Here is an 18,700-nt window from a genome sequence, read left to right as displayed (position 1 = left end):
AGACCGGATTTACCGGTCTTTTTCATTTATTTCAGTCTTTCATTTATTCTAAAATCATGCAAGATCCTAAATCACTTACATCAGTCTCCCTATTTCACGAAACGTTCAAACACCCTGTTTTGCCATCTCCTGCTATTCCTGAGAAAGTACGATGTGATTTACGTGTTTCTCTTTTGGCTGAGGAACTAAGAGAACTGGAAGAAGCTATCGCAAATAATGATCTGGTCGAAGTGGCTGACGCGCTATGTGATCTACAATACGTGCTTTCAGGGGCGATTTTGGAGTTTGGCTTGGGAGAAAAATTCAAAACACTCTTCGACGAAGTGCAGCGCTCCAACATGAGTAAAGCCTGTAAAACTGAAGACGAAGCCATAGCAACCGTCGCACACTACAATGCAAAAGGAACGGAATGCTTCTACGAAAAAGAAGGGGATTTATTCCTAGTCTTTAGAGAAGGTGACAGAAAAACACTAAAATCGGTAGCCTATTCGCCTGCAGACCTAGCTGGAATTTTAGGAAAGTAAATCAAGAAGTCTTCAAACTATCGCCCTTGTGCGTTTTGAGCTCAATGATTTTGGCAGGCAGATTGAAGCCTGCCTTTTCTAATGAAGTCAAGACGCTGAGAATCGCTGTGCTCTTAATATCCAAGTCGCCAATGGAGTCGTCCAAGGTATCCACCCAGAAGTTGATTTCTATATTCAGCGTACTTTCTGCCAACTCATTTACCCTGACGGTCACTTTTTTCTGTTCTTCCAAAATACCTGGAATTCCCCTGAGAGCGAGGTCAATCACCTGCATAGCGCCTTTGTAATCGGATCCATAATCCAGTCCCACTATAAAATCATACCTCAAATACCCATCAATTGTATAATTGACAAGTGGGTTTTTGATCAGGATAGAGTTGGGAATAAAAACATCCTTTCCATCCAACGTCTTGATCTGAGTATCGCGGAGGTTCAGGCTAAGCACTTGTCCACGGACTCCACCTATATCTACAATATCCCCAACTTTAAAAGGCCTTTTGAAGGCAAGTAGAATTCCCGCCAGGAAATTTTCACCGATGTCTTTGAGTGCAAAGCCTATGATGAATGCAGATATTCCAGCTCCAGCTAGCATCCCAGATACCACCCCGGTAAGTCCTATAATCCTGAGAATGATCATGATCCCTACGATAATCACCAGCGTAGCAAAGATCCCAGCTAGGAAGTTTGCCAGAAGATCATCGTCCATTCTTCGAGTCAGCCTTCTCCTGAGGAACGTTCTGGACTTACGAGAAAGAAATAAAAACAAGAGAAAGGTACCCAGCGCTATACCAAACAGAATCAGCCAGTTCTGAACCTCAGCCCAGTCTATTGTAAAATTTTCAAAATCAATCATGATGGGCAAAATACAAAAAAATGCACCGAGAGAAGGATTTGTAAAATTTTGATTACTGTGCAGAAAACAAAAAGCCCCGTATTTCTACGAGGCTTATGTACCAGGAGCGGGAATCGAACCCGCACGGCCTTACGGCCACAAGATTTTAAGTCTTGCGTGTCTACCTATTCCACCATCCCGGCTTCACTCCAGCTTATCGGAGCTACTGTTTTCTTTAAACAAGAAAGCCCTTGAATCAAGGGCTTTTTGAGCGGGAGACGAGATTCGAACTCGCGACCCCGACCTTGGCAAGGTCGTGCTCTACCAGCTGAGCTACTCTCGCGTTGTTAACTGAAACGTGATCCAGTTGAATTGTGGATGCAAAGGTAAGCGTCATTAATAAAATCGCAAGCATTCATTCGTTATTTTTTTCATGCAGTCTTTAAAAACCAGAGTTTATCGTTGGTTTTCAGACAACTATCAAAATGGATACGAGGATAAAATTTTTACCATTTCACCCAAATTTCGAGCATTGAGCTTTTTAAGGATGTTTTTTCGATGAGTGCCTACTGTATTCACTGAAATATTTAAGTGCGCTGCAACTTCCTTAGACTCTTTCCCATCCAGAATCAACTTTACAATCTCCTTTTCCTTTTTGGTGAGGGAAACCACACGACTATTTGGAGAGTTTTTACTTACAAAAACTCGAGATTCATCTACTTTTTGATAGGAATAATTCCAATCGTACCCTACAGATTTGGGAGGAGTATGCAATTGCACTATGATGTGCAGGTCCATGGCAAAATTACCCGCTGAGTCAATTAAATAAGGTCTTACTTTTCCAAGCATCCAAGAGATTTCATTCGTTTTACGATGAACCCAGCGCGTGGTATATGAAAATTCAAAGGTATGCTTCTCAGCCAAAGTGAGTTGGTGGAAGCTATCGAATACAATTTTCTGAAATCGAAAAAGCTCTTCTCTATCCTCAGGATGTATCATCGCAAAGGATGTTTCCATTCCCTGTGAGCGAAACATATCTGCTGGATAGCCTGTCAGCTCCTCTACATTGCCTGTAAAAAATGCCAAATTCAATTTTCTATAGTCAAAGCAGGCAATCGTAAGTCCTTCTTGCATACCAATATTCTGGCTCAACTGTTCAAGTTGCTCCATCTTTCGGTCTTCTTCAGGATGGTCTTGAAATTCCTGCTCCTTCCACTCCTGAAAAAATTGAGTGTATTTATTTTGCTTGCGTAAATCTTTTAGCAATACTTTATTCATAAAAAAATCATTTTATTTAAAGATAAGACACGAAAATAAATTTCTCATGCTTCAATTTTCTTTTTGATCTCATGCAATTTCAAAAGTGCCTCAATTGGAGAAATCGCGTTGATATCAATCCCTTCAATTAGTTCTTTTGCCTCTTGAAACTTAGGATCCATCTCGAACATACTCAACTGAAAATTATTCTTAGGAATTGATTTGATATTTTTTTTCTGCTCAGCTACGGCTTTATCCTTTTCCAGATGTGACATAATCTCTGCCGCTCTCAGGACAATAGGGTTTGGCATACCCGCCATCTGAGCGACGTGAATACCAAAGCTGTGCTCACTGCCCCCTGCTTTCAGTTTTCTCATGAATATGACTTTATTTCCCACCTCTTTCACTGACACATTAAAGTTCTTGATTTTAGGAAAATCAGAAGCCAATTGGTTCAATTCGTGGTAATGTGTAGCAAAAAGTGTTTTTGCTCGGAAAGTAGGATGATTATGCAAATACTCAACAATTGACCAGGCGATAGAAATTCCATCATAAGTGGAAGTTCCTCTGCCTATTTCATCCATCAACACCAAGCTTCTATCAGACAGATTATTTAAAATACTGGCGGTCTCAGTCATTTCCACCATAAAGGTAGATTCCCCTTTGGAGAGATTATCCGAAGCTCCTACACGGGTGAAAACTTTATCTATAATGCCTATTCTTGCAAATGATGCTGGCACAAAACTACCCATCTGAGCCATAAGTACCGTTAAGGCTGTTTGTCGAAGCAGGGCAGACTTACCTGCCATATTAGGACCCGTGATGATCATGATCTGTTGAGAATCGTGATCCAGATAGATATCATTTGGCACATAGTCTTCGCCAGGAGGCAGCTGTTTTTCAATCACCGGATGACGACCATCTTTGATTTCAAGCGTTTCTGTTTCGGAAATCTTCGGTCTACAATACCCGTTGGAAAGTGCAATCTGGGCAAAAGAAAGAAGAACATCCAAAGTACCAAGCACTCTTGCATTTTGCTGGATTTGTGTCACATACTGAGCCGTTTCCTGTACCAGTGCTAGAAAGAACCGTTGCTCAATCGCAATCATCTTGTCTTCAGCATTCAGGATTTTATCCTCGTATTCTTTGAGTTCTGGCGTGATGTATCGCTCTGCATTCACGAGTGTCTGCTTACGAATCCACTCCGCAGGTACTTTGTCTTTGTGTGAATGGGTAACTTCAAGATAGTAGCCAAAAACCTTGTTGAAGGCGATTTTTAGCGAAGTGATCCCAGTCTTCTGTACTTCCCGCTGCTGGATTTGCACCAAAAAATCCTTTCCAGTATTCGCTAGGCCCCGGTATTCATCTAACTCGGGATCGACTCCATCCATGATTATTCCACCTTGATGAGTGAGCATGGGTGCATCTTCCTTAAGCTCTTTATCAATTTTCTCCAATAGAAACTCACAGGGATGAAGCTGATCAGAAAGACGTTTCAATGTCGGATTCTTCTGATTCTTGAGAAGCTCTTTGATTGGTTGAATATTTATCAGCGCACGTTTGATTTGATTGATCTCGCGGGGATTTGCCCGACCTACTACTACCTTGGAAATCAACCGCTCTAAATCGCCGATATGCTTCAATGGATCAACCATCTCCTCAATCAACTCTTGGTTTTGGAAGAAAAAGTCAACCACATTCAATCGCTCCTCAATTGTTTTTTTCTCTTTCAGTGGAAGCACCATCCACTTTTTCATCATCCTGGAGCCCATAGGGGTCACCGTCTGGTCCAAGATATTGATCAAAGGCACTCCCCCTTCATGCTGTGGAAATACCAATTCAAGATTTCGGATAGTGAATTTGTCAAGCCAGACGTATTTCTCCTCCGCAATTCTCGAAACTGAAGAGATATGCTGTATTTCCTTATGCTCCGTCTCTTCCAAATAATACAAAATCGCTCCTGCAGCCACGATTCCGTACTCCAGGTCTTCTATTCCAAAGCCTTTGAGGTTTGCAGTGCCAAAATGTGTCTTGAGTTTTTCATAAGTAAAGTCATATTGATATACCCAATCTTCACAGTGAAAAGTGATGAAATCATTTTTGAGTAACTCGGCTGCGGACTTCTTCGCAGCTTTGGAGAAAATAATCTCAGCTGGTGCAAAGCTCTGAATCAACTTTTCAAGATAAGAAGCATTCCCCTCCGCGCACATAAATTCGCCCGTGGATAGGTCTAGGAAAGCTATTCCGTGCTTTTCCTTCCCAAAGTATATAGAAGCGAGGTAATTGTTTTTCTTCGTGTCTAAAACCTGATCGTTAAACGAAAGTCCAGGCGTCACCAATTCTGTCACACCACGCTTTACGATTCCTTTGACAGATTTAGGATCTTCCAGCTGATCACAAATCGCAACCCGATTTCCTGCACGCACCAATTTCGGCAAATAAGTATCTAAAGAATGATGTGGAAATCCTGCTAATTCAATGTGAGAGGCTGACCCATTGGCTCTTTTTGTCAGAACTATATCAAGAATTTTGCTCGCACGAACGGCATCCTCACCGAATGTCTCATAGAAATCCCCAACCCGAAAAAGCAACAATGCACCAGGATGCTTGGCTTTGATGGCATTGTATTGCTTCATTAAAGGCGTTTCTTTGCCGTCTTTAGACTTACTCATGGGGTGTGCTTACTTTTAATACTATTTTTGGAAACTGAATCGGGTAAGAAAGTCGAAAATAAGCCATTCACAAAGCAGAACAAAAAAGGATGAAAAAATTAAGTATGGAAGAGCTCGAAAGAGTATCGGTAGAGGAGTTCAAGGAAATGGATAAATCGCCGATTGTGCTCGTTCTGGATAATGTTCGCAGTTTAAATAACGTGGGATCTTCTTTCCGAACTGGAGATGCTTTTGGAATAGAAAAAATTTACCTATGCGGAATTACGGGCACCCCTCCTCATCGTGATATTCAGAAAACGGCTTTGGGCGCAACAGAATCTGTAGAATGGGAATATTGCCTGAATACCATGCAGGCGATGGAAAAACTGAAAGCTGAAGGCTATCAAATCTGTGCGCTAGAACAGGTAGATCGCTCGGTGATGCTCAATGAATTCAGGCCCGAAAAAGGTAAAAAGTATGCCCTAGTATTCGGGAATGAGGTCTTTGGTGTGGAAGAAGAAGTGCTCAATGCCTGTGACGCAGTGTTGGAAATCCCACAGCTAGGGACTAAGCACTCCTTGAATATCTCCGTATCGCTAGGAATAGCGGTTTGGGATCTGATGGTGAAAATGGAACAGTTTTAGTTTTTGGCAAAACGGTAGCGAATACCAAAGGAGCCTCGGAATAAGGAATCATCACTGAAACCTAAAATTGGCGCTCCTTCTATATGAAACCCAAAATCCTTTTGATCGAAAGGATAAATATTTAACCCTACAGGAATTACGATTCCGTCAAAACTCCCAACTCTTAGCCCTGCTCCTCCATAAAATTCAAAACTATCTGCCTTTTTAAAAATGTAGTTTGCTACAAGTTCTGCTGAAAGGTCTTCAATGTATTGATCAGTACCCAATCTAAATTCAGGGATAAACTTCTCTCCAAACTGGTAATTAACTCCTATAAAGGGAAGGTTACTTTGGTGGAAAGTAATGGTAGTTTGTGAAAATGCGAATAAAGAAAATAGGCTAAAACAAGCAATGAGTACTATTTTTTTCATTTGTATAAAATTAAGTTGGCTAAAATTTAAAATCCAAGATCACTAAGCGTTACGTGCGTTTTGATCATGTTAGAGCTGGCTTTAGCGACAATTCTACCTGATTCTTTAGTGATTACGGCGTCCCAATGATTTAGGTTTGCCCCAGATCGAACTAATTTTGCAGAAACCTCTATTTTTTCTCCATTGTGAGCAGATGACAAAAAATCCACATTCAGATTGATACTAGTCATCAGGTATTCTGAACCTGTCGCAAAATTGCCCATTCCGATCACATCGTCCATCATCAGCGAAGCAACTCCTCCGTGCAAGATTTTGGCAGGATTGCACATTTCTGATGAGACGGTATAAGATACTTTGATCCTATCTTCTTCAATTTCAAGCAAGGTTCCAGCCAGCCAATTACCAGCTTTGGATGGCATTTTATCGAGCTTTTTCCCCTCTAATTGTTTAAATTGATCTAAGGCTTTATTCATCTTTTCCATGGTTATTCTCGTTCATTTATCAATCTAAAATAATCGCCCAAGATAGCTTGTAGCGCCTCCCGTTCCTTAGGATCTTCCCAAATACTCACCCAAGCTGAGCCCACTTTCACCTCAAAGTCAGCATCTGCCTTTATCCATGGCTCAAGTTGCCTCACTTGCGCTAGAAATTGAGTGTTATTCCCGTTTTCAAGCAAGATGTTTTGGGTCTCACCCTCATTTGTAACCCTCAGCTCGAGTGGCCAATCCACATTCACCGGCTCTAAATAAAGGTAAGCCTCATCCTTTCGGCTATTGAGAATTAGTACCAGATTCAGTAAAGGATCCGTCTTAGCAACTGTTCTGCTTCCATGCCTAAAGAGCAGCATTCCGGCATCAGACCTTGTTTCTCTATCGTACCTGATTGCCCGCACGTTCAAAAAGTACAAGCGGCTAGAAGACGACATGCGAAAAGTGAGATCATCTCCTGTATTATTTGCTCTTTTAGTATTAAAAAATGAAAGTATGAACACCAAACCTATGGACACTAAGCCAAAGATTTTTAGAATTCTTATAAGCTCTGGTGATAAAATATCGTCGGTCTTTTGCCTATGTGGCATAGGTATGCGTAGTTAACAGTGAAAGAAGTGTCAATGCACATACGATCCTGCGTTGATATCTATACTTGCCCCTGTGGCATGATCAGCTAGCCCAGAGCAGAGAAGCGTCACCATAGGAGCAATATCTTCAGGCTTAGTCAGTTCTGGCAACGCAATATCATTAAGTGCAAAGTCCTCCCCATAGGCTGACAGGATTTCTTCGGCCATATCAGTACGAGTAAAACCTGGAGCTATAAGAAACGCCTTGATCCCTTGCTTTCCATAGTGCCTAGCAATGGATCTAGTCAAACTGACTACGGCGCCTTTAGAAGCAGCGTAGGCAATATAATCGGTAGTATCACCCCGAAAAGCAGCTCTCGAAGAGATATTGACTATTCTCCCACTTTGCTGTTCCAAGGCATGCTCCACAAACTCCTTGCAAATAATGCCAAGAGCAGTGGTATTCACTTGAATCGTTTCATGCCAAATCTTAACCCATTCTCCTGTCGGAAGGTTATCAGCGGCTGACTTGGAAATTCCAGCATTGTTAACAATTGCAGTAATAACCCCATACTCTTGGACTAACCTGGGGATATAACCCATGACTTCTTCCAATTTAGCAAGATCACAAGGCTCCACAAAAGCAGGGTTGGCCAACTCCCCTTTAAGCTTTTCTGCCTCAGGCACATTGCTATTACAATGAATGATCACTTCAGCACCCGATTCGGAAAGCTGCTTTGCGATAGCTCTTCCTATACCTCTAGAAGCGCCAGTAACTAGAATTCGTTGATTTTTTAGGGAGATATTCATGAAAGAAATTACAAGCTAAAACCTATTACTTCATTTAAAATACTTAGTCAGAAGAGGATAGTTACCACTTTTCCCTAAGCACCAAATGCTGGATATGTGCCAAATGATGCTGGGAATGCCACTGATACATCAGAGTAACATCGGAAAGAGGCACTGCAGATTGAGATTCCGGATGAAAATAGGTCTTTTCAAAATCTGATGAATCCATGCTTTCAAGTAAAACAGCCCACTTAAAATGTATTCCATCAATCAAATTAAGAGATGCTCCAATCGGCAAGGAATAATCAGGCATCTTTGCCCAAGCAGCTTCATCATAAGGCTTAATTATTGGATTTTCCTCAGTAAGAGCCAATTTGAAGCGTGTCAGTGCATTCATATGAGAATCTGCGAGATGATGGACAACTTGCCTTACAGTCCAACCACCCGGTCGATATGGGGTGTTTAACTGCCCCTCAGAAAAACTCTGTACTGTTTCTTTCAAATACTGAGGAAATGAACCTAGATATGCGCTAGCTTCTTGTAAGTGTTGATCTGAAACATCATTTGGTTTCAAAAATTTACCGATTGGGTACTTTAATAATTCTATATCTATCATACTATTTATCCTCCTGCTGCGATGGTAACCAAATCTACATTTTTTGCCCCATTCCCCAAAAGGACATTTGCACAGGCACACAAAGTAGCACCCGTAGTCATGACATCATCTACAAGCAAAATTGATTTGCCTGATAATGTAGAGTAATTAGATACTTCAAATACATCATCCATATTAAACATTCGCTCTAGACGGGATTTTTGAGTTTGAGTTTCTGTAAATTTTCTTCGCTGTAAGCTATTTTCTAACTTTAACGAAAGCGCCTCGCTTAGCCCAAGTCCAAAGTACTCACTCTGATTATAACCTCTTCTACTTTGCTTCAATGGGTGCAATGGCACTGGTACTATGACATCCCAGCATTTTGAATAGCCATTTTCGTTGAGAATTTTTCCATACAAACTTCCCAATTCCTTCGCCAACTGAGGCTTATTTCTATACTTGAGCTGATGAAGGAGCTTCTGACTATTCCCTCCTTTGGTAAATTTAAGGTAGGCCATAACCATTCCAACAGTACTTAATCCCTTCACCTTATCACATAAATCATTGTCAGTTGGCCTTAGATGGTAGCTAGTCACCGGAAGTGTGCCTTTACAAATACTACATAGATTATTTTCATGATCGTATAAAGACCTACCACATAGCAAACAATTGCGTGGGAAAACTAAATCCAAAAAATCTTTGACAAAAAATAAACGCATTGTGAAAAAGGCTTGTTCCTATCTGCCAAGGGCAAATAGTGGTATATTTGCTACTTAATTCTTTCCTAAACAGTTAAGTTAATGAATCTCATAGAAGAATTCAACGAGTATCGCAGCCAAATGAACAATAAGATTTTGGCTGAAGACAATAAAGTAATCAAGCGTATATTTAATCTTGATACAAATGCATATGCAGATGGCTCTGTAGATATTAAGTCTAAAGAAATGATTGGCCTGGCTTGTTCTATGGTATTGAGATGCGATGACTGTATAAAATACCATTTAGGAAAGTGCCACGAAGTTGGATTAAGAAAAGAGCAAATATTTGAAGTATTCTCAATTGCAACTTTAATAGGAGGGACCATAGTAATCCCACACTTAAGAAGAGCAGCAGAATATTGGGAAACACTTGAAAATCAATAACTTACAATGTTCAAACGCGATCTAGAATTAGAAAAACGTTGGTCAAAACTATTAGAAGGCCTAAAAGAAACCATAGGAAAAAAACCTGCGGACTTAAATGGCGTACTCTTTCTTATTGGCGTTCAAGAACTTGGTCAAGGCAACAGGATATTTAGTAAAGAGCAAAAGCAAGATTTAATGCACATAGCTGTCTGCAAGGTGTTGAGCTATGATGGGTTTTATGAACTTGATTATGTAGATCAAGAAGGTTGGCCTCATTGGAAATTAACAAAAGAACTTCCTCATTTTGATTTATTAGATCAGGAGAAGCTTTTAAAGATTCAAGTATTGGAATATTTTGAAAAAGAATACGAAATAATAATTGAATAAATCGTGAAGATAGTATCGTATAACGTAAATGGCATTCGTGCCGCAATGAACAAAGGTTTTATTGACTGGCTGAAAGAGGTAAACCCAGATATAATTGGTTTACAGGAGGTTAAGGCAAATTTAGACCAGATAGACGCTACTATTTTCGAAGATTTAGGTTACGAAATATTTTGGTATCCAGCTGTAAAAAAAGGATATAGTGGTGTTGCAATTTTGACGAAAATTAAGCCAAAATCAGTAAAACATGGAATGCAATACTCCAAATATGACGATGAGGGAAGGTTGCTCCAAGTTGATTTTGAAAACTTCTCTTTTTTGACTGCCTATTTCCCATCGGGAACAACTGGAGATATCCGACAAGCATTCAAATATGAATTTCTAGATGATATATATGGCTACACCCAAGATTTAAGAAAAAGCAATCCAAATTTTATCTTGAGTGGGGATTATAACATCTGTCACAAAGCAATTGATATACATAACCCAAAGTCCAATAAGAACACTTCAGGGTTTTTACCAGAGGAGAGAGCTTGGATGGATAAATTTACAGAATCTGGTTTTATTGATAGTTTCAGAAAATTTAATGAGCAACCAGACAATTATACCTGGTGGAGCTACAGAGCAAACTCCAGAGCAAAGAATTTAGGGTGGAGAATTGATTACCATATGGCAACAGCGCCGATGAATGATCGACTTAAAAGCTCAATCATTTTAGCCGATGCAAAGCATTCAGATCATTGTCCAATACTAATTGAAATAGAATAAAACAGTAGATACTACTCATTGAAAACAATTATGATGAAAAGCATAAAAATTTCTATTCCTTCTCTAATTGAGAACATAAAAATAATTGAAAGTTTCATCGACAATGCGCGAGAAAATTTTGAAATCAATGATGATATCTACGGTAATATTATGATATCAGTGACTGAATGCATCAGTAATGCAATAATCCATGGGAATCAAGGTGATAAAAACAAGCTTGTTCATTTGGAGCTAACGCTAGAAGACGAATTGCTTTTATTCACTATTCAGGATGAAGGAAATGGTTTTGACTATAATGAGTTAAAAGATCCCACGGAACCGGAAAACATCGAGAAAATCGGGGGAAGAGGTATTTTTCTTATAAAACACCTTTCAGATGATGTTAAGTTTGAAGAAAATGGCACTAAAACGGTTTTATCATTTTACATGAATTAAACTATGCCTATTAATTTCTTTACTGAAGAAGTCCCTTTTTCACTGAAAGAAAAGAGAAAAAGAAAAGCTTGGCTAAAAAAAATTGCAGAATCAGAAAACCATAAAATTGAAGATCTCAATTATGTTTTTTGCTCTGACGAGTATTTACACAGCATGAATGTAGAATATCTAGATCATGATACCTACACAGATATTATCACTTTTGACAATTCAGAAGATGAAGGAATCATAGAGGGAGATATTTTCATAAGCATAGAAAGAGTAAAAGAAAACTCAGAAACGCTTAATGTAACAGAAGAAAAAGAGTTGAGCAGAGTGATAAGCCATGGGCTATTTCATCTCCTAGGTTACAAGGATAAAACAAAAGCAGAAGCTAGCTTGATGAGAAGTAAAGAGGAATTTGCAATAAATTTATTCGAAGAGATTTAAACGTTCCACGTGAAACAGCATTTTCTTAAAGAAGGATAATACAACAGTTCCACGTGAAACAGTACACAAAAAAGGATACAATGTTTCCAATATACGATGTGATAGTAGTAGGGGCAGGGCACGCTGGATGCGAAGCGGCACATGCAGCAGCTAGCATGGGCTCCAAAGTTTTACTATGTACAATGAACATGAATACAATTGCTCAAATGTCATGTAACCCAGCAATGGGTGGAGTGGCTAAAGGGCAGATAGTACGTGAAATTGATGCACTGGGTGGAAAGTCAGGTATTATATCTGATAAATCCATGATCCAGTTTAGGATGCTAAATAGATCAAAAGGTCCAGCAATGTGGTCGCCAAGATCTCAGAACGATCGAATGAAATTCGCTGAAGAATGGAGATTGGCATTGGAAAACACTCCCAATGTGGATTTCTGGCAAGAAATGATCACAGGCCTTCTAGTGAAGAACGGAGAGCTAAAAGGAGTAAGAACTAGTATAGGATTGGAAATCCAAGGAAAAAGTGTCGTTTTAACTAACGGAACATTCCTAAACGGTTTAATTCATATTGGCGAAAAACAATTTGGCGGCGGAAGAACTGGGGAAGCCGCAGCTCGAGGTATAACCGAGCAACTAGTAGAATTAGGATTCGAGTCTGGGAGAATGAAAACCGGAACTCCACCAAGAGTCGACGGAAGAAGTCTAGACTATTCAAAAATGGAGGTGCAACATGGCGACGAAAACCCTGAGAAATTCAGCTATTCTGATACAACAACAACTCTAAAAGATCAAAAAACTTGTTGGATTACCTATACTAACAAAGAAGTACACTCAAGTCTAGAAGAAGGCTTTGATAGATCTCCTATGTTTAATGGTAGAATTCAAGGCTTGGGGCCAAGATATTGCCCATCTATTGAGGATAAGATAAATCGATTTGCAGAAAGAGATAGGCATCAAATATTCGTAGAACCTGAAGGATGGAACACGGTGGAAATGTATATAAACGGCTTTTCTACTTCACTTCCTGAAGACGTACAATTCAAAGCACTTAGAAAAATAGCTGGTTTTGAAAATGCCAAAATGTTCCGACCTGGGTATGCCATTGAATACGATTATTTTCCGCCTACTCAATTGAAATTAACCTTAGAAACGCAGTTAATAGAAAATCTGTATTTCGCAGGTCAAATAAATGGCACTACGGGATATGAAGAAGCCGCTTCTCAAGGATTAGTAGCAGGTATAAATGCTAGCTTGAAAGTTCAGGAAAGAGACCCTTTCTTGCTAAAAAGATCAGATGCATACATAGGAGTATTAATTGATGATCTTATAAATAAAGGTACTGAAGAGCCATATAGAATGTTTACTTCAAGAGCTGAGTTCAGACTCTTATTACGTCAGGATAATGCAGATCTAAGGTTAACTCAAAAAGGACATAATATTGGGTTGGCATCAGATGAGCGTCTAGCAAAAATGAACCATAAGCGGGAGGAAACTGCTAAGCTCATTAACGATCTCAAGCAAAAGAAATTCTCTCCAGAAAGTATAAATGATGGTCTCGAAGAAATTGGTTCTGCTGTGATCAAGGAAAAAATATCTGCTGAAAAACTATTAAAACGTCCTCAAATAGGTCTTCAAAATCTAAAAACATTTAATTCTGAAATCGAAGCTTACCTTTCTAAATATCCTACGGAAGTATTAGAACAAGCAGAGATCCAGATCAAATATGACAGCTATATTGAAAAGGAACAGCAGATGGTAGAGAAGCTAAGCAATATGGAAAACTTCAAAATTCCATTGAAATTTGACTATATAGGAATTCCAGCACTCTCTGCAGAAGGAAAACAGAAACTGAATAAAATAAGACCTGAAACTATGGGTCAAGCTTCTAGGATAAGCGGAGTCACACCAGCAGATTTATCTATAATCACTGTTTACCTTGGAAGATAGAATGTTAGAAAGACTTACTAAATGTCCACTTTGCAAAAGTGGACATTTTCTTAATTCTGAACTGATCAAAGATTTCGCAGTTAGCCAAGAGTCTTTTATTATTTGTAATTGCATCAAATGTGGTCTAAAATTCACTAACCCTAGACCAAAAGTTGAAGCTATAGCTCCATATTACGATTTCCCGGAATATTTCTCACATGAGGATAAAGCAAAAAATCTAACCCAATTTGTTTACCAAAAAGTAAGGAAATACGCTGTCTCAAAAAAAGTAAAACATTTGAATAGTCTAAAACCCTCGAAAGGAAAATACTTAGACTATGGCTGTGGTACGGCAGAACTTCTTTCCAAAGCCAAAGAAACCGGATGGAAGGTAAAAGGTATTGAACCAAATGAAAAAGCTAGAAATCAAGCAAAGTCTAAAGTAAACGGAAAAGTATATGAATCCATTGATGAACTACCTGAAGGAAGTTCATTTGACATCATTACACTTTACCATGTACTGGAGCATATTCATTCACTTAGAAAAACAGTAAAAAAACTCTTAAACATCTTAAAATCAGATGGTTATATAGTAATAGCTGTCCCAAATCCAGAAAGCTATGATGCTATAAAGTATAAAGATCGCTGGGCTGGATGGGACGTTCCGAGACACCTTTACCACTTTAATCATAAGTCTATTGAAAGCTTCTCAGAGCTCTTTGATTTACAACTAGTGAATGAAATGCCAATGAGTTTTGATAGCTATTACGTTTCATTATTGTCTGAAGGCTATACAAATCCTAATCAATCCATAGTACAAAGATATTGGAAGGCTATCATGACAGGCAAAAAGTCTAACAGTGAAGCGCGGAAGACCGCAGGAAATTATTCTAGTAACTTATTTGTGTTCAAAAAGAAGTGAAACAATCAAATTTAATCATACTATTAGTTATAAGCATATTCGCTTTTTCCTGTGCCAAGCAAAGCACGCCTATGGGAGGACCTCCAGACGAAGATCCACCGATCGTCCTAGAAATGATTCCGCAGGACCAAAGCCTAAATACAAAACCAAAAGAAATCATCTTAACATTTAATGAATACATTAAACTGGATAATGCCAACAAAAACATCCTGATCACTCCAAGAATAAATAAGGATGAGGTGATCATTACGGCATTAAAAAACACGCTTATAATAGAACTTAATCAGGAACTGGAAGACAGTACCACCTACGTATTCAACTTCCAAAAATCAATTCAAGATTTATCAGAGGGGAATCCAGCTGAGAACCTAAAATTGGTTTTTTCAACTGGCGCAAGTATAGATAGCCTTAAAGTATCAGGATCAGTGAATAGATATTTTCCAGGCAGAAATGACAAAATAGAAGATGCCATAGTGGGTTTATATCCAATTGATGACACAACTAATGTATTTATCGCTCCTCCATATTACTTAAGTCAAGTAGATACAGCCGGTAATTTTAACATTTCAAATATTAAAGCTGGAAAATACTTAGCCTATGCGTGGCAGGATGACAATAATAGCCTAAAAGCAGAATATAAATCCGAAGCATTTGATTTCATAAAGGATACAATTACCATTGATCAAAACATAGCAGGCTTACATTTCAATCTTTCAAAAGGAGATCAAAACCCCATAAACTTACTGAGGTCTTCAACACTTGGATCGAATTATACTATTGTATTGAACAAGACTCCAAATGAAGTAGTCCTAGAAAATGAAAAAATGGGAAGTGAAATATTTTACACATTAGGAGACAAAAGAGTAAATCTTTATTCACAATCAGTATTTGCTGATAGCATACCGATCAATGTTAACCTTAAGGATTCAGTTGGACATGAAATTGATTCCTTAATATGGGCAAAATTTGAAGAATCGGATCGAAAACCAGAAAAACTAACCATTTCCGCTAATTCAGGTAAAAGTTTTTACCAAGATCTACCCATAGAACTAACCTTTAATAAACCAATCTCAAACATCAATTTTGATTCTCTATACCTATCGTACGACACAGCTTCTATTATTAATATTTCTCCAGAAATGTTAAGCTTCAAGGATTCACTACGAAGGGATGTTTTAGAAATTAATCTTCTTGTGCCTGACTCTATACCGTTTGAGATATTTTCCGTAAAAGCCGCAGATTCTACCTTCAGAGATATAGAAGGCCAATACAATGAAGTGGCCTTATCAGCGAATTATAAAAAGTTGAAAAAAGAAACCCTAACTGATGAAATTTCAGGGAGAATAGAAGGCTCTGAAGGGCCATTTATAGTACAGCTGTTAGATAGTAAAGGAGAACTGAAAAGGGAGTCTTATTTAGAAAATAGCAACCAATTTTCATTCAGGCTAATCGAAGCCGCAAGCTATCAAATCAGGGTAATAGAAGATACAAATATGAATCACCGTTGGGATCCAGCAAACTTCGAAGAAAGAAGATATGCAGAGCGCACTTTCAATTTCATAGATCCTGAAACAGGAAATGGTAACATTCTGGTTAGAGGAGGCTGGATAGTTGAAGACCTTGTGATAACTACAACACCAAAAACAGGTATAAAAAGTAGCGAAAATTAACAGTGGATAAGTGTCAATTTAACTGTGGATAAAAAAGGATAACCGATAGATAACTCAACGCTTATCAACTTAACATTTACTACCTTTTCTACCAACCACCTATATTGGGGAAAAGCCGACACTTATCCACCAACCAAAATCATTCTATCCACAAGCTTTTTCCCAACAGTGAATAAGTAAAGCCTAATCCACAAAAATTGGAATATTCAATTAGTCCAATAAGTTTCAAAGACTTACATGTGGACAAAAAGAGGATAACCCGTGGGAAACTCAAATCTTCACTGTCCTAGAAAGTGGAGAAGAATAAAACAGATTCTTTTCAACAAATCCACAGTCCTAATAACCTTAGTAAAGAATTTTTTTAAAAATCTATTTTACAACTATTATAAAAAGAGAGCGTGGATAACTCTTTGTAATGGCCGCACATTTTGGTAATATTATACAAACCCAAAATGAGATACTATGGAGCCTTCGAGACTTTTTGATTTGATTCCCTATCAGATCGCTACTTATGATAAAGAGATTGCACTTTCCAAAAAAGAAGCTGGTCAATGGAAATCATTTTCATCCAGAGATATAAAAGAAATAGTTGATAATTTGAGCTTGGCTTTTTTAAAAGCTGGACTAAAGCAAGGAGAGAAAGTCGCTATCATTTCCGAAAACTGTCCAGAATGGAATTTCATTGATTTAGCACTGCAGCAGATCGGTGGAATATCCGTACCCATTTATCCTACTATAACCTCCTCAGATTTCGAGTATATTTTTGACCATGCCGAAGTCAAAATGATTTTCGTTGGTGATCAGGTGATTTTTGATAAAGCCAAAGAGGTATGTGGAGATCGATTTATTTACAGTTTTTCAACAATTGAAGGTGCGATTTTCTGGGAGGATTTCTTGGCGATTGGAGTAAATGAAAGTATAGAGCCACTTGAACTGTTAAAAGAGACTGTAAAGCCTGATGACATGTTTACCATTATTTATACTTCCGGAACTACTGGTCGGCCAAAGGGGGTGATGCTTTCACATACAAATGTTCTTTCGAATGTTCTTTCTATTGCCGCTATTATGACTCCAGAAAGAGGGACTTCACGGGTACTTAGTTTTCTTCCACTTTGTCATATTTATGAGCGAACCGGTTCTTTTTGCTTTATGTACTTGGGTTTTTCCATTTACTATGCAGAGAGCTTGGAAACTTTGGGGGAAAATATGAAAGAAGTCAAACCGCATGCTTTTAACACAGTTCCTCGACTTCTTGAGAAAATTTATGATAAAATTGTAGCCAAAGGATATGAGCTTACAGGAATAAAAAAAGGGCTTTTCTTTTGGGCTTTAAATCTTGGTTTGGATTATGATCCAGGTGGCCATATGGGATTTTGGTATGATTTTCAGTTGAAATTGGCCAATAAACTTATTTTCAGTAAATGGAGAGAAGCTTTAGGAGGTGAAGTACTTCAAATTAATTCGGGTGCATCTGCTTTACAACCAAGGCTAGCTCGGGTTTTTTGGGCTGCAGGGATCAAAGTATGTGAAGGCTATGGATTGACCGAGACTTCCCCGGTAATCTCAGCATCTATCTGTACAAATGAAGAAATGAGGATAGGTTGGGTTGGAAAATTAGTGAAAGATGTAAAAGTAAAAATCGCCGAAGATGGTGAAATCCTCGTTCAAGGACCCAATGTGATGCTAGGTTACTACAAGCAACCTGATATGACTGATGAGGTACTTCAAAACGGCTGGTTTCATACTGGAGATATAGGAGAGCTAGATGGAGAATTCCTGAAAATTACCGATCGCAAGAAGGAGATGTTCAAAACCTCTGGAGGCAAATACATAGCTCCTCAGCTAATGGAAAATAAATTCAAGGAATCCACGCTGATAGACCAGTTGATGGTGGTCGGTGAAAATAAAAATTATCCAAGTGCCTTGATCGTGCCTGGTTTTGAAGGATTGAAGGATTATTGCAAGCATAAAGGCATTCCATACACCACAGATGAGGAAATGATCCAAAAACCTGAAATCATTGAAAAGTATGATAGAGAGATCGAGCAAATCAATAAATACTTTGGTAAATGGGAGCAAATCAAGCGTTTCAAGCTTTTGGCAGAACCTTGGGGAATAGAATCAGGAGAATTGACCCCAACAATGAAATTAAAGAGAAAAGTGATTTTTCAGAAATTCGGAAAAGAGATTGAGGCTATCTACCAAGATTGAAGCCAATGATTTTTTTATTTCTGATTATTCGAGATTGCCTTTTCAGTGATTGAAATTGGTTTGTTGTGTGCAA

The 18,700-nt window shown here is 38.6% G+C and carries 20 protein-coding genes and 2 tRNA genes; 11 read left to right on the top strand and 11 right to left on the bottom strand.

Features of this window, described 5'->3' with window-relative positions; translation table 11 throughout:
• Positions 1-56: 56 nt before the first annotated feature.
• On the top strand, positions 57-524 hold the full coding sequence (locus tag LV83_RS01160; protein WP_111609685.1) for a pyrophosphohydrolase domain-containing protein: 468 nt from the start codon (positions 57-59) through the stop codon (positions 522-524).
• Between the two features lies 1 nt (position 525).
• Here LV83_RS01160 and LV83_RS01155 read toward each other — a convergent pair whose 3' ends face one another.
• The 5 genes from LV83_RS01155 to mutS all read right to left on the bottom strand — a co-directional run bounded on the left by LV83_RS01155 (position 526) and on the right by mutS (position 5,285).
• On the bottom strand, positions 526-1,377 hold the full coding sequence (locus tag LV83_RS01155; protein WP_111609684.1) for a mechanosensitive ion channel family protein: 852 nt from the start codon (positions 1,375-1,377) through the stop codon (positions 526-528).
• A 98-nt stretch (positions 1,378-1,475) separates the two neighbouring features.
• Positions 1,476-1,559 (bottom strand) — tRNA-Leu (locus tag LV83_RS01150).
• A gap of 67 nt (positions 1,560-1,626) precedes the next feature.
• A tRNA-Gly gene (locus LV83_RS01145) sits at positions 1,627-1,699 on the bottom strand.
• A 137-nt stretch (positions 1,700-1,836) separates the two neighbouring features.
• Positions 1,837-2,634: a LuxR C-terminal-related transcriptional regulator gene (locus LV83_RS01140; protein WP_111609683.1), complete on the bottom strand. Its 798-nt coding sequence runs from the start codon at positions 2,632-2,634 to the stop codon at positions 1,837-1,839.
• 44 nt (positions 2,635-2,678) lie between these two features.
• Positions 2,679-5,285 (bottom strand): DNA mismatch repair protein MutS, encoded by a 2,607-nt coding sequence (mutS, locus tag LV83_RS01135; RefSeq protein ID WP_111609682.1) that lies wholly within the window; start codon positions 5,283-5,285, stop codon positions 2,679-2,681.
• 89 nt (positions 5,286-5,374) lie between these two features.
• Between mutS and LV83_RS01130 the strand changes: the two genes are divergently transcribed.
• Entirely contained in the window at positions 5,375-5,908 is a 534-nt protein-coding gene (locus LV83_RS01130; protein ID WP_111609681.1) for an RNA methyltransferase, read from the top strand.
• On the opposite strand, the gene LV83_RS01125 is transcribed toward LV83_RS01130, so the two are convergent.
• The 6 genes from LV83_RS01125 to LV83_RS01100 all read right to left on the bottom strand — a co-directional run bounded on the left by LV83_RS01125 (position 5,905) and on the right by LV83_RS01100 (position 9,478).
• On the bottom strand, positions 5,905-6,318 hold the full coding sequence (locus tag LV83_RS01125; protein WP_111609680.1) for a hypothetical protein: 414 nt from the start codon (positions 6,316-6,318) through the stop codon (positions 5,905-5,907). The genes LV83_RS01130 and LV83_RS01125 overlap by 4 nt on opposite strands.
• Positions 6,319-6,344: 26 nt before the next feature.
• Positions 6,345-6,791, bottom strand: coding sequence for a PaaI family thioesterase (locus LV83_RS01120; protein ID WP_158530479.1), 447 nt, complete (start codon positions 6,789-6,791; stop codon positions 6,345-6,347).
• 11 nt (positions 6,792-6,802) lie between these two features.
• The gene (locus LV83_RS01115; protein ID WP_111609678.1) at positions 6,803-7,396 is read right to left on the bottom strand and encodes a hypothetical protein; all 594 of its coding nucleotides are present in this window, start codon (positions 7,394-7,396) and stop codon (positions 6,803-6,805) included.
• A gap of 30 nt (positions 7,397-7,426) precedes the next feature.
• Positions 7,427-8,185, bottom strand: coding sequence for an SDR family NAD(P)-dependent oxidoreductase (locus LV83_RS01110; protein WP_111609677.1), 759 nt, complete (start codon positions 8,183-8,185; stop codon positions 7,427-7,429).
• 61 nt (positions 8,186-8,246) lie between these two features.
• Entirely contained in the window at positions 8,247-8,780 is a 534-nt protein-coding gene (locus tag LV83_RS01105) for a YfiT family bacillithiol transferase (protein ID WP_111609676.1), read from the bottom strand.
• Positions 8,781-8,785: 5 nt separating this feature from the next.
• Entirely contained in the window at positions 8,786-9,478 is a 693-nt protein-coding gene (locus LV83_RS01100; RefSeq protein WP_111609675.1) for a ComF family protein, read from the bottom strand.
• A gap of 81 nt (positions 9,479-9,559) precedes the next feature.
• On the opposite strand from LV83_RS01100, the gene LV83_RS01095 reads away from it, so the two are divergent.
• The 9 genes from LV83_RS01095 to LV83_RS01055 all read left to right on the top strand — a co-directional run bounded on the left by LV83_RS01095 (position 9,560) and on the right by LV83_RS01055 (position 18,627).
• Entirely contained in the window at positions 9,560-9,901 is a 342-nt protein-coding gene (locus LV83_RS01095) for a carboxymuconolactone decarboxylase family protein (protein WP_111609674.1), read from the top strand.
• Positions 9,902-9,907: 6 nt separating this feature from the next.
• Positions 9,908-10,270, top strand: coding sequence for a hypothetical protein (locus LV83_RS01090; protein ID WP_111609673.1), 363 nt, complete (start codon positions 9,908-9,910; stop codon positions 10,268-10,270).
• Between the two features lie 3 nt (positions 10,271-10,273).
• A complete protein-coding gene (locus LV83_RS01085) occupies positions 10,274-11,035 on the top strand; it encodes an exodeoxyribonuclease III (protein WP_111609672.1) in 762 nt (253 codons plus the stop codon).
• Between the two features lie 33 nt (positions 11,036-11,068).
• Complete coding sequence (locus LV83_RS01080; RefSeq protein WP_111609671.1) at positions 11,069-11,470, top strand: ATP-binding protein; 402 nt, start codon at positions 11,069-11,071, stop codon at positions 11,468-11,470.
• Positions 11,471-11,473: 3 nt separating this feature from the next.
• Entirely contained in the window at positions 11,474-11,899 is a 426-nt protein-coding gene (gene ybeY, locus LV83_RS01075; RefSeq protein ID WP_111609670.1) for an rRNA maturation RNase YbeY, read from the top strand.
• Between the two features lie 80 nt (positions 11,900-11,979).
• The gene (gene mnmG, locus LV83_RS01070; RefSeq protein ID WP_111610092.1) at positions 11,980-13,845 is read left to right on the top strand and encodes a tRNA uridine-5-carboxymethylaminomethyl(34) synthesis enzyme MnmG; all 1,866 of its coding nucleotides are present in this window, start codon (positions 11,980-11,982) and stop codon (positions 13,843-13,845) included.
• 1 nt (position 13,846) lies between these two features.
• Complete coding sequence (locus LV83_RS01065; protein ID WP_111609669.1) at positions 13,847-14,746, top strand: class I SAM-dependent methyltransferase; 900 nt, start codon at positions 13,847-13,849, stop codon at positions 14,744-14,746.
• Positions 14,743-16,416: an Ig-like domain-containing domain gene (locus LV83_RS01060; RefSeq protein ID WP_111609668.1), complete on the top strand. Its 1,674-nt coding sequence runs from the start codon at positions 14,743-14,745 to the stop codon at positions 16,414-16,416. The genes LV83_RS01065 and LV83_RS01060 overlap by 4 nt, the downstream gene beginning before the upstream one ends.
• 462 nt (positions 16,417-16,878) lie before the next feature.
• Positions 16,879-18,627: an AMP-dependent synthetase/ligase gene (locus tag LV83_RS01055; RefSeq protein WP_111609667.1), complete on the top strand. Its 1,749-nt coding sequence runs from the start codon at positions 16,879-16,881 to the stop codon at positions 18,625-18,627.
• Positions 18,628-18,700 lie beyond the last annotated feature (73 nt).

Source organism: Algoriphagus yeomjeoni, assembly GCF_003259505.1.
Classification (GTDB): Bacteria; Bacteroidota; Bacteroidia; order Cytophagales; family Cyclobacteriaceae; genus Algoriphagus; species Algoriphagus yeomjeoni.
Note: the sequence above shows the minus strand (reverse complement) of the source record. Positions and strands in the feature narration are given on the sequence as shown.

Coding starts and splice junctions, on each gene's coding strand:
- LV83_RS01125 (WP_111609680.1), bottom strand. CDS start 6,318: ATGAAAAAAATAGTACTCATTGCTTGTTTTAGCCTATTTTCTTTATTC.
- LV83_RS01095 (WP_111609674.1), top strand. CDS start 9,560: ATGAATCTCATAGAAGAATTCAACGAGTATCGCAGCCAAATGAACAAT.
- mutS (WP_111609682.1), bottom strand. CDS start 5,285: ATGAGTAAGTCTAAAGACGGCAAAGAAACGCCTTTAATGAAGCAATAC.
- LV83_RS01055 (WP_111609667.1), top strand. CDS start 16,879: ATGGAGCCTTCGAGACTTTTTGATTTGATTCCCTATCAGATCGCTACT.
- LV83_RS01090 (WP_111609673.1), top strand. CDS start 9,908: ATGTTCAAACGCGATCTAGAATTAGAAAAACGTTGGTCAAAACTATTA.
- LV83_RS01155 (WP_111609684.1), bottom strand. CDS start 1,377: ATGATTGATTTTGAAAATTTTACAATAGACTGGGCTGAGGTTCAGAAC.
- LV83_RS01140 (WP_111609683.1), bottom strand. CDS start 2,634: ATGAATAAAGTATTGCTAAAAGATTTACGCAAGCAAAATAAATACACT.
- LV83_RS01105 (WP_111609676.1), bottom strand. CDS start 8,780: ATGATAGATATAGAATTATTAAAGTACCCAATCGGTAAATTTTTGAAA.
- LV83_RS01160 (WP_111609685.1), top strand. CDS start 57: ATGCAAGATCCTAAATCACTTACATCAGTCTCCCTATTTCACGAAACG.
- LV83_RS01120 (WP_158530479.1), bottom strand. CDS start 6,791: ATGAATAAAGCCTTAGATCAATTTAAACAATTAGAGGGGAAAAAGCTC.
- LV83_RS01115 (WP_111609678.1), bottom strand. CDS start 7,396: ATGCCACATAGGCAAAAGACCGACGATATTTTATCACCAGAGCTTATA.
- mnmG (WP_111610092.1), top strand. CDS start 11,980: ATGTTTCCAATATACGATGTGATAGTAGTAGGGGCAGGGCACGCTGGA.
- LV83_RS01110 (WP_111609677.1), bottom strand. CDS start 8,185: ATGAATATCTCCCTAAAAAATCAACGAATTCTAGTTACTGGCGCTTCT.
- LV83_RS01130 (WP_111609681.1), top strand. CDS start 5,375: ATGAAAAAATTAAGTATGGAAGAGCTCGAAAGAGTATCGGTAGAGGAG.
- LV83_RS01080 (WP_111609671.1), top strand. CDS start 11,069: ATGAAAAGCATAAAAATTTCTATTCCTTCTCTAATTGAGAACATAAAA.
- ybeY (WP_111609670.1), top strand. CDS start 11,474: ATGCCTATTAATTTCTTTACTGAAGAAGTCCCTTTTTCACTGAAAGAA.
- LV83_RS01100 (WP_111609675.1), bottom strand. CDS start 9,478: ATGCGTTTATTTTTTGTCAAAGATTTTTTGGATTTAGTTTTCCCACGC.
- LV83_RS01065 (WP_111609669.1), top strand. CDS start 13,847: ATGTTAGAAAGACTTACTAAATGTCCACTTTGCAAAAGTGGACATTTT.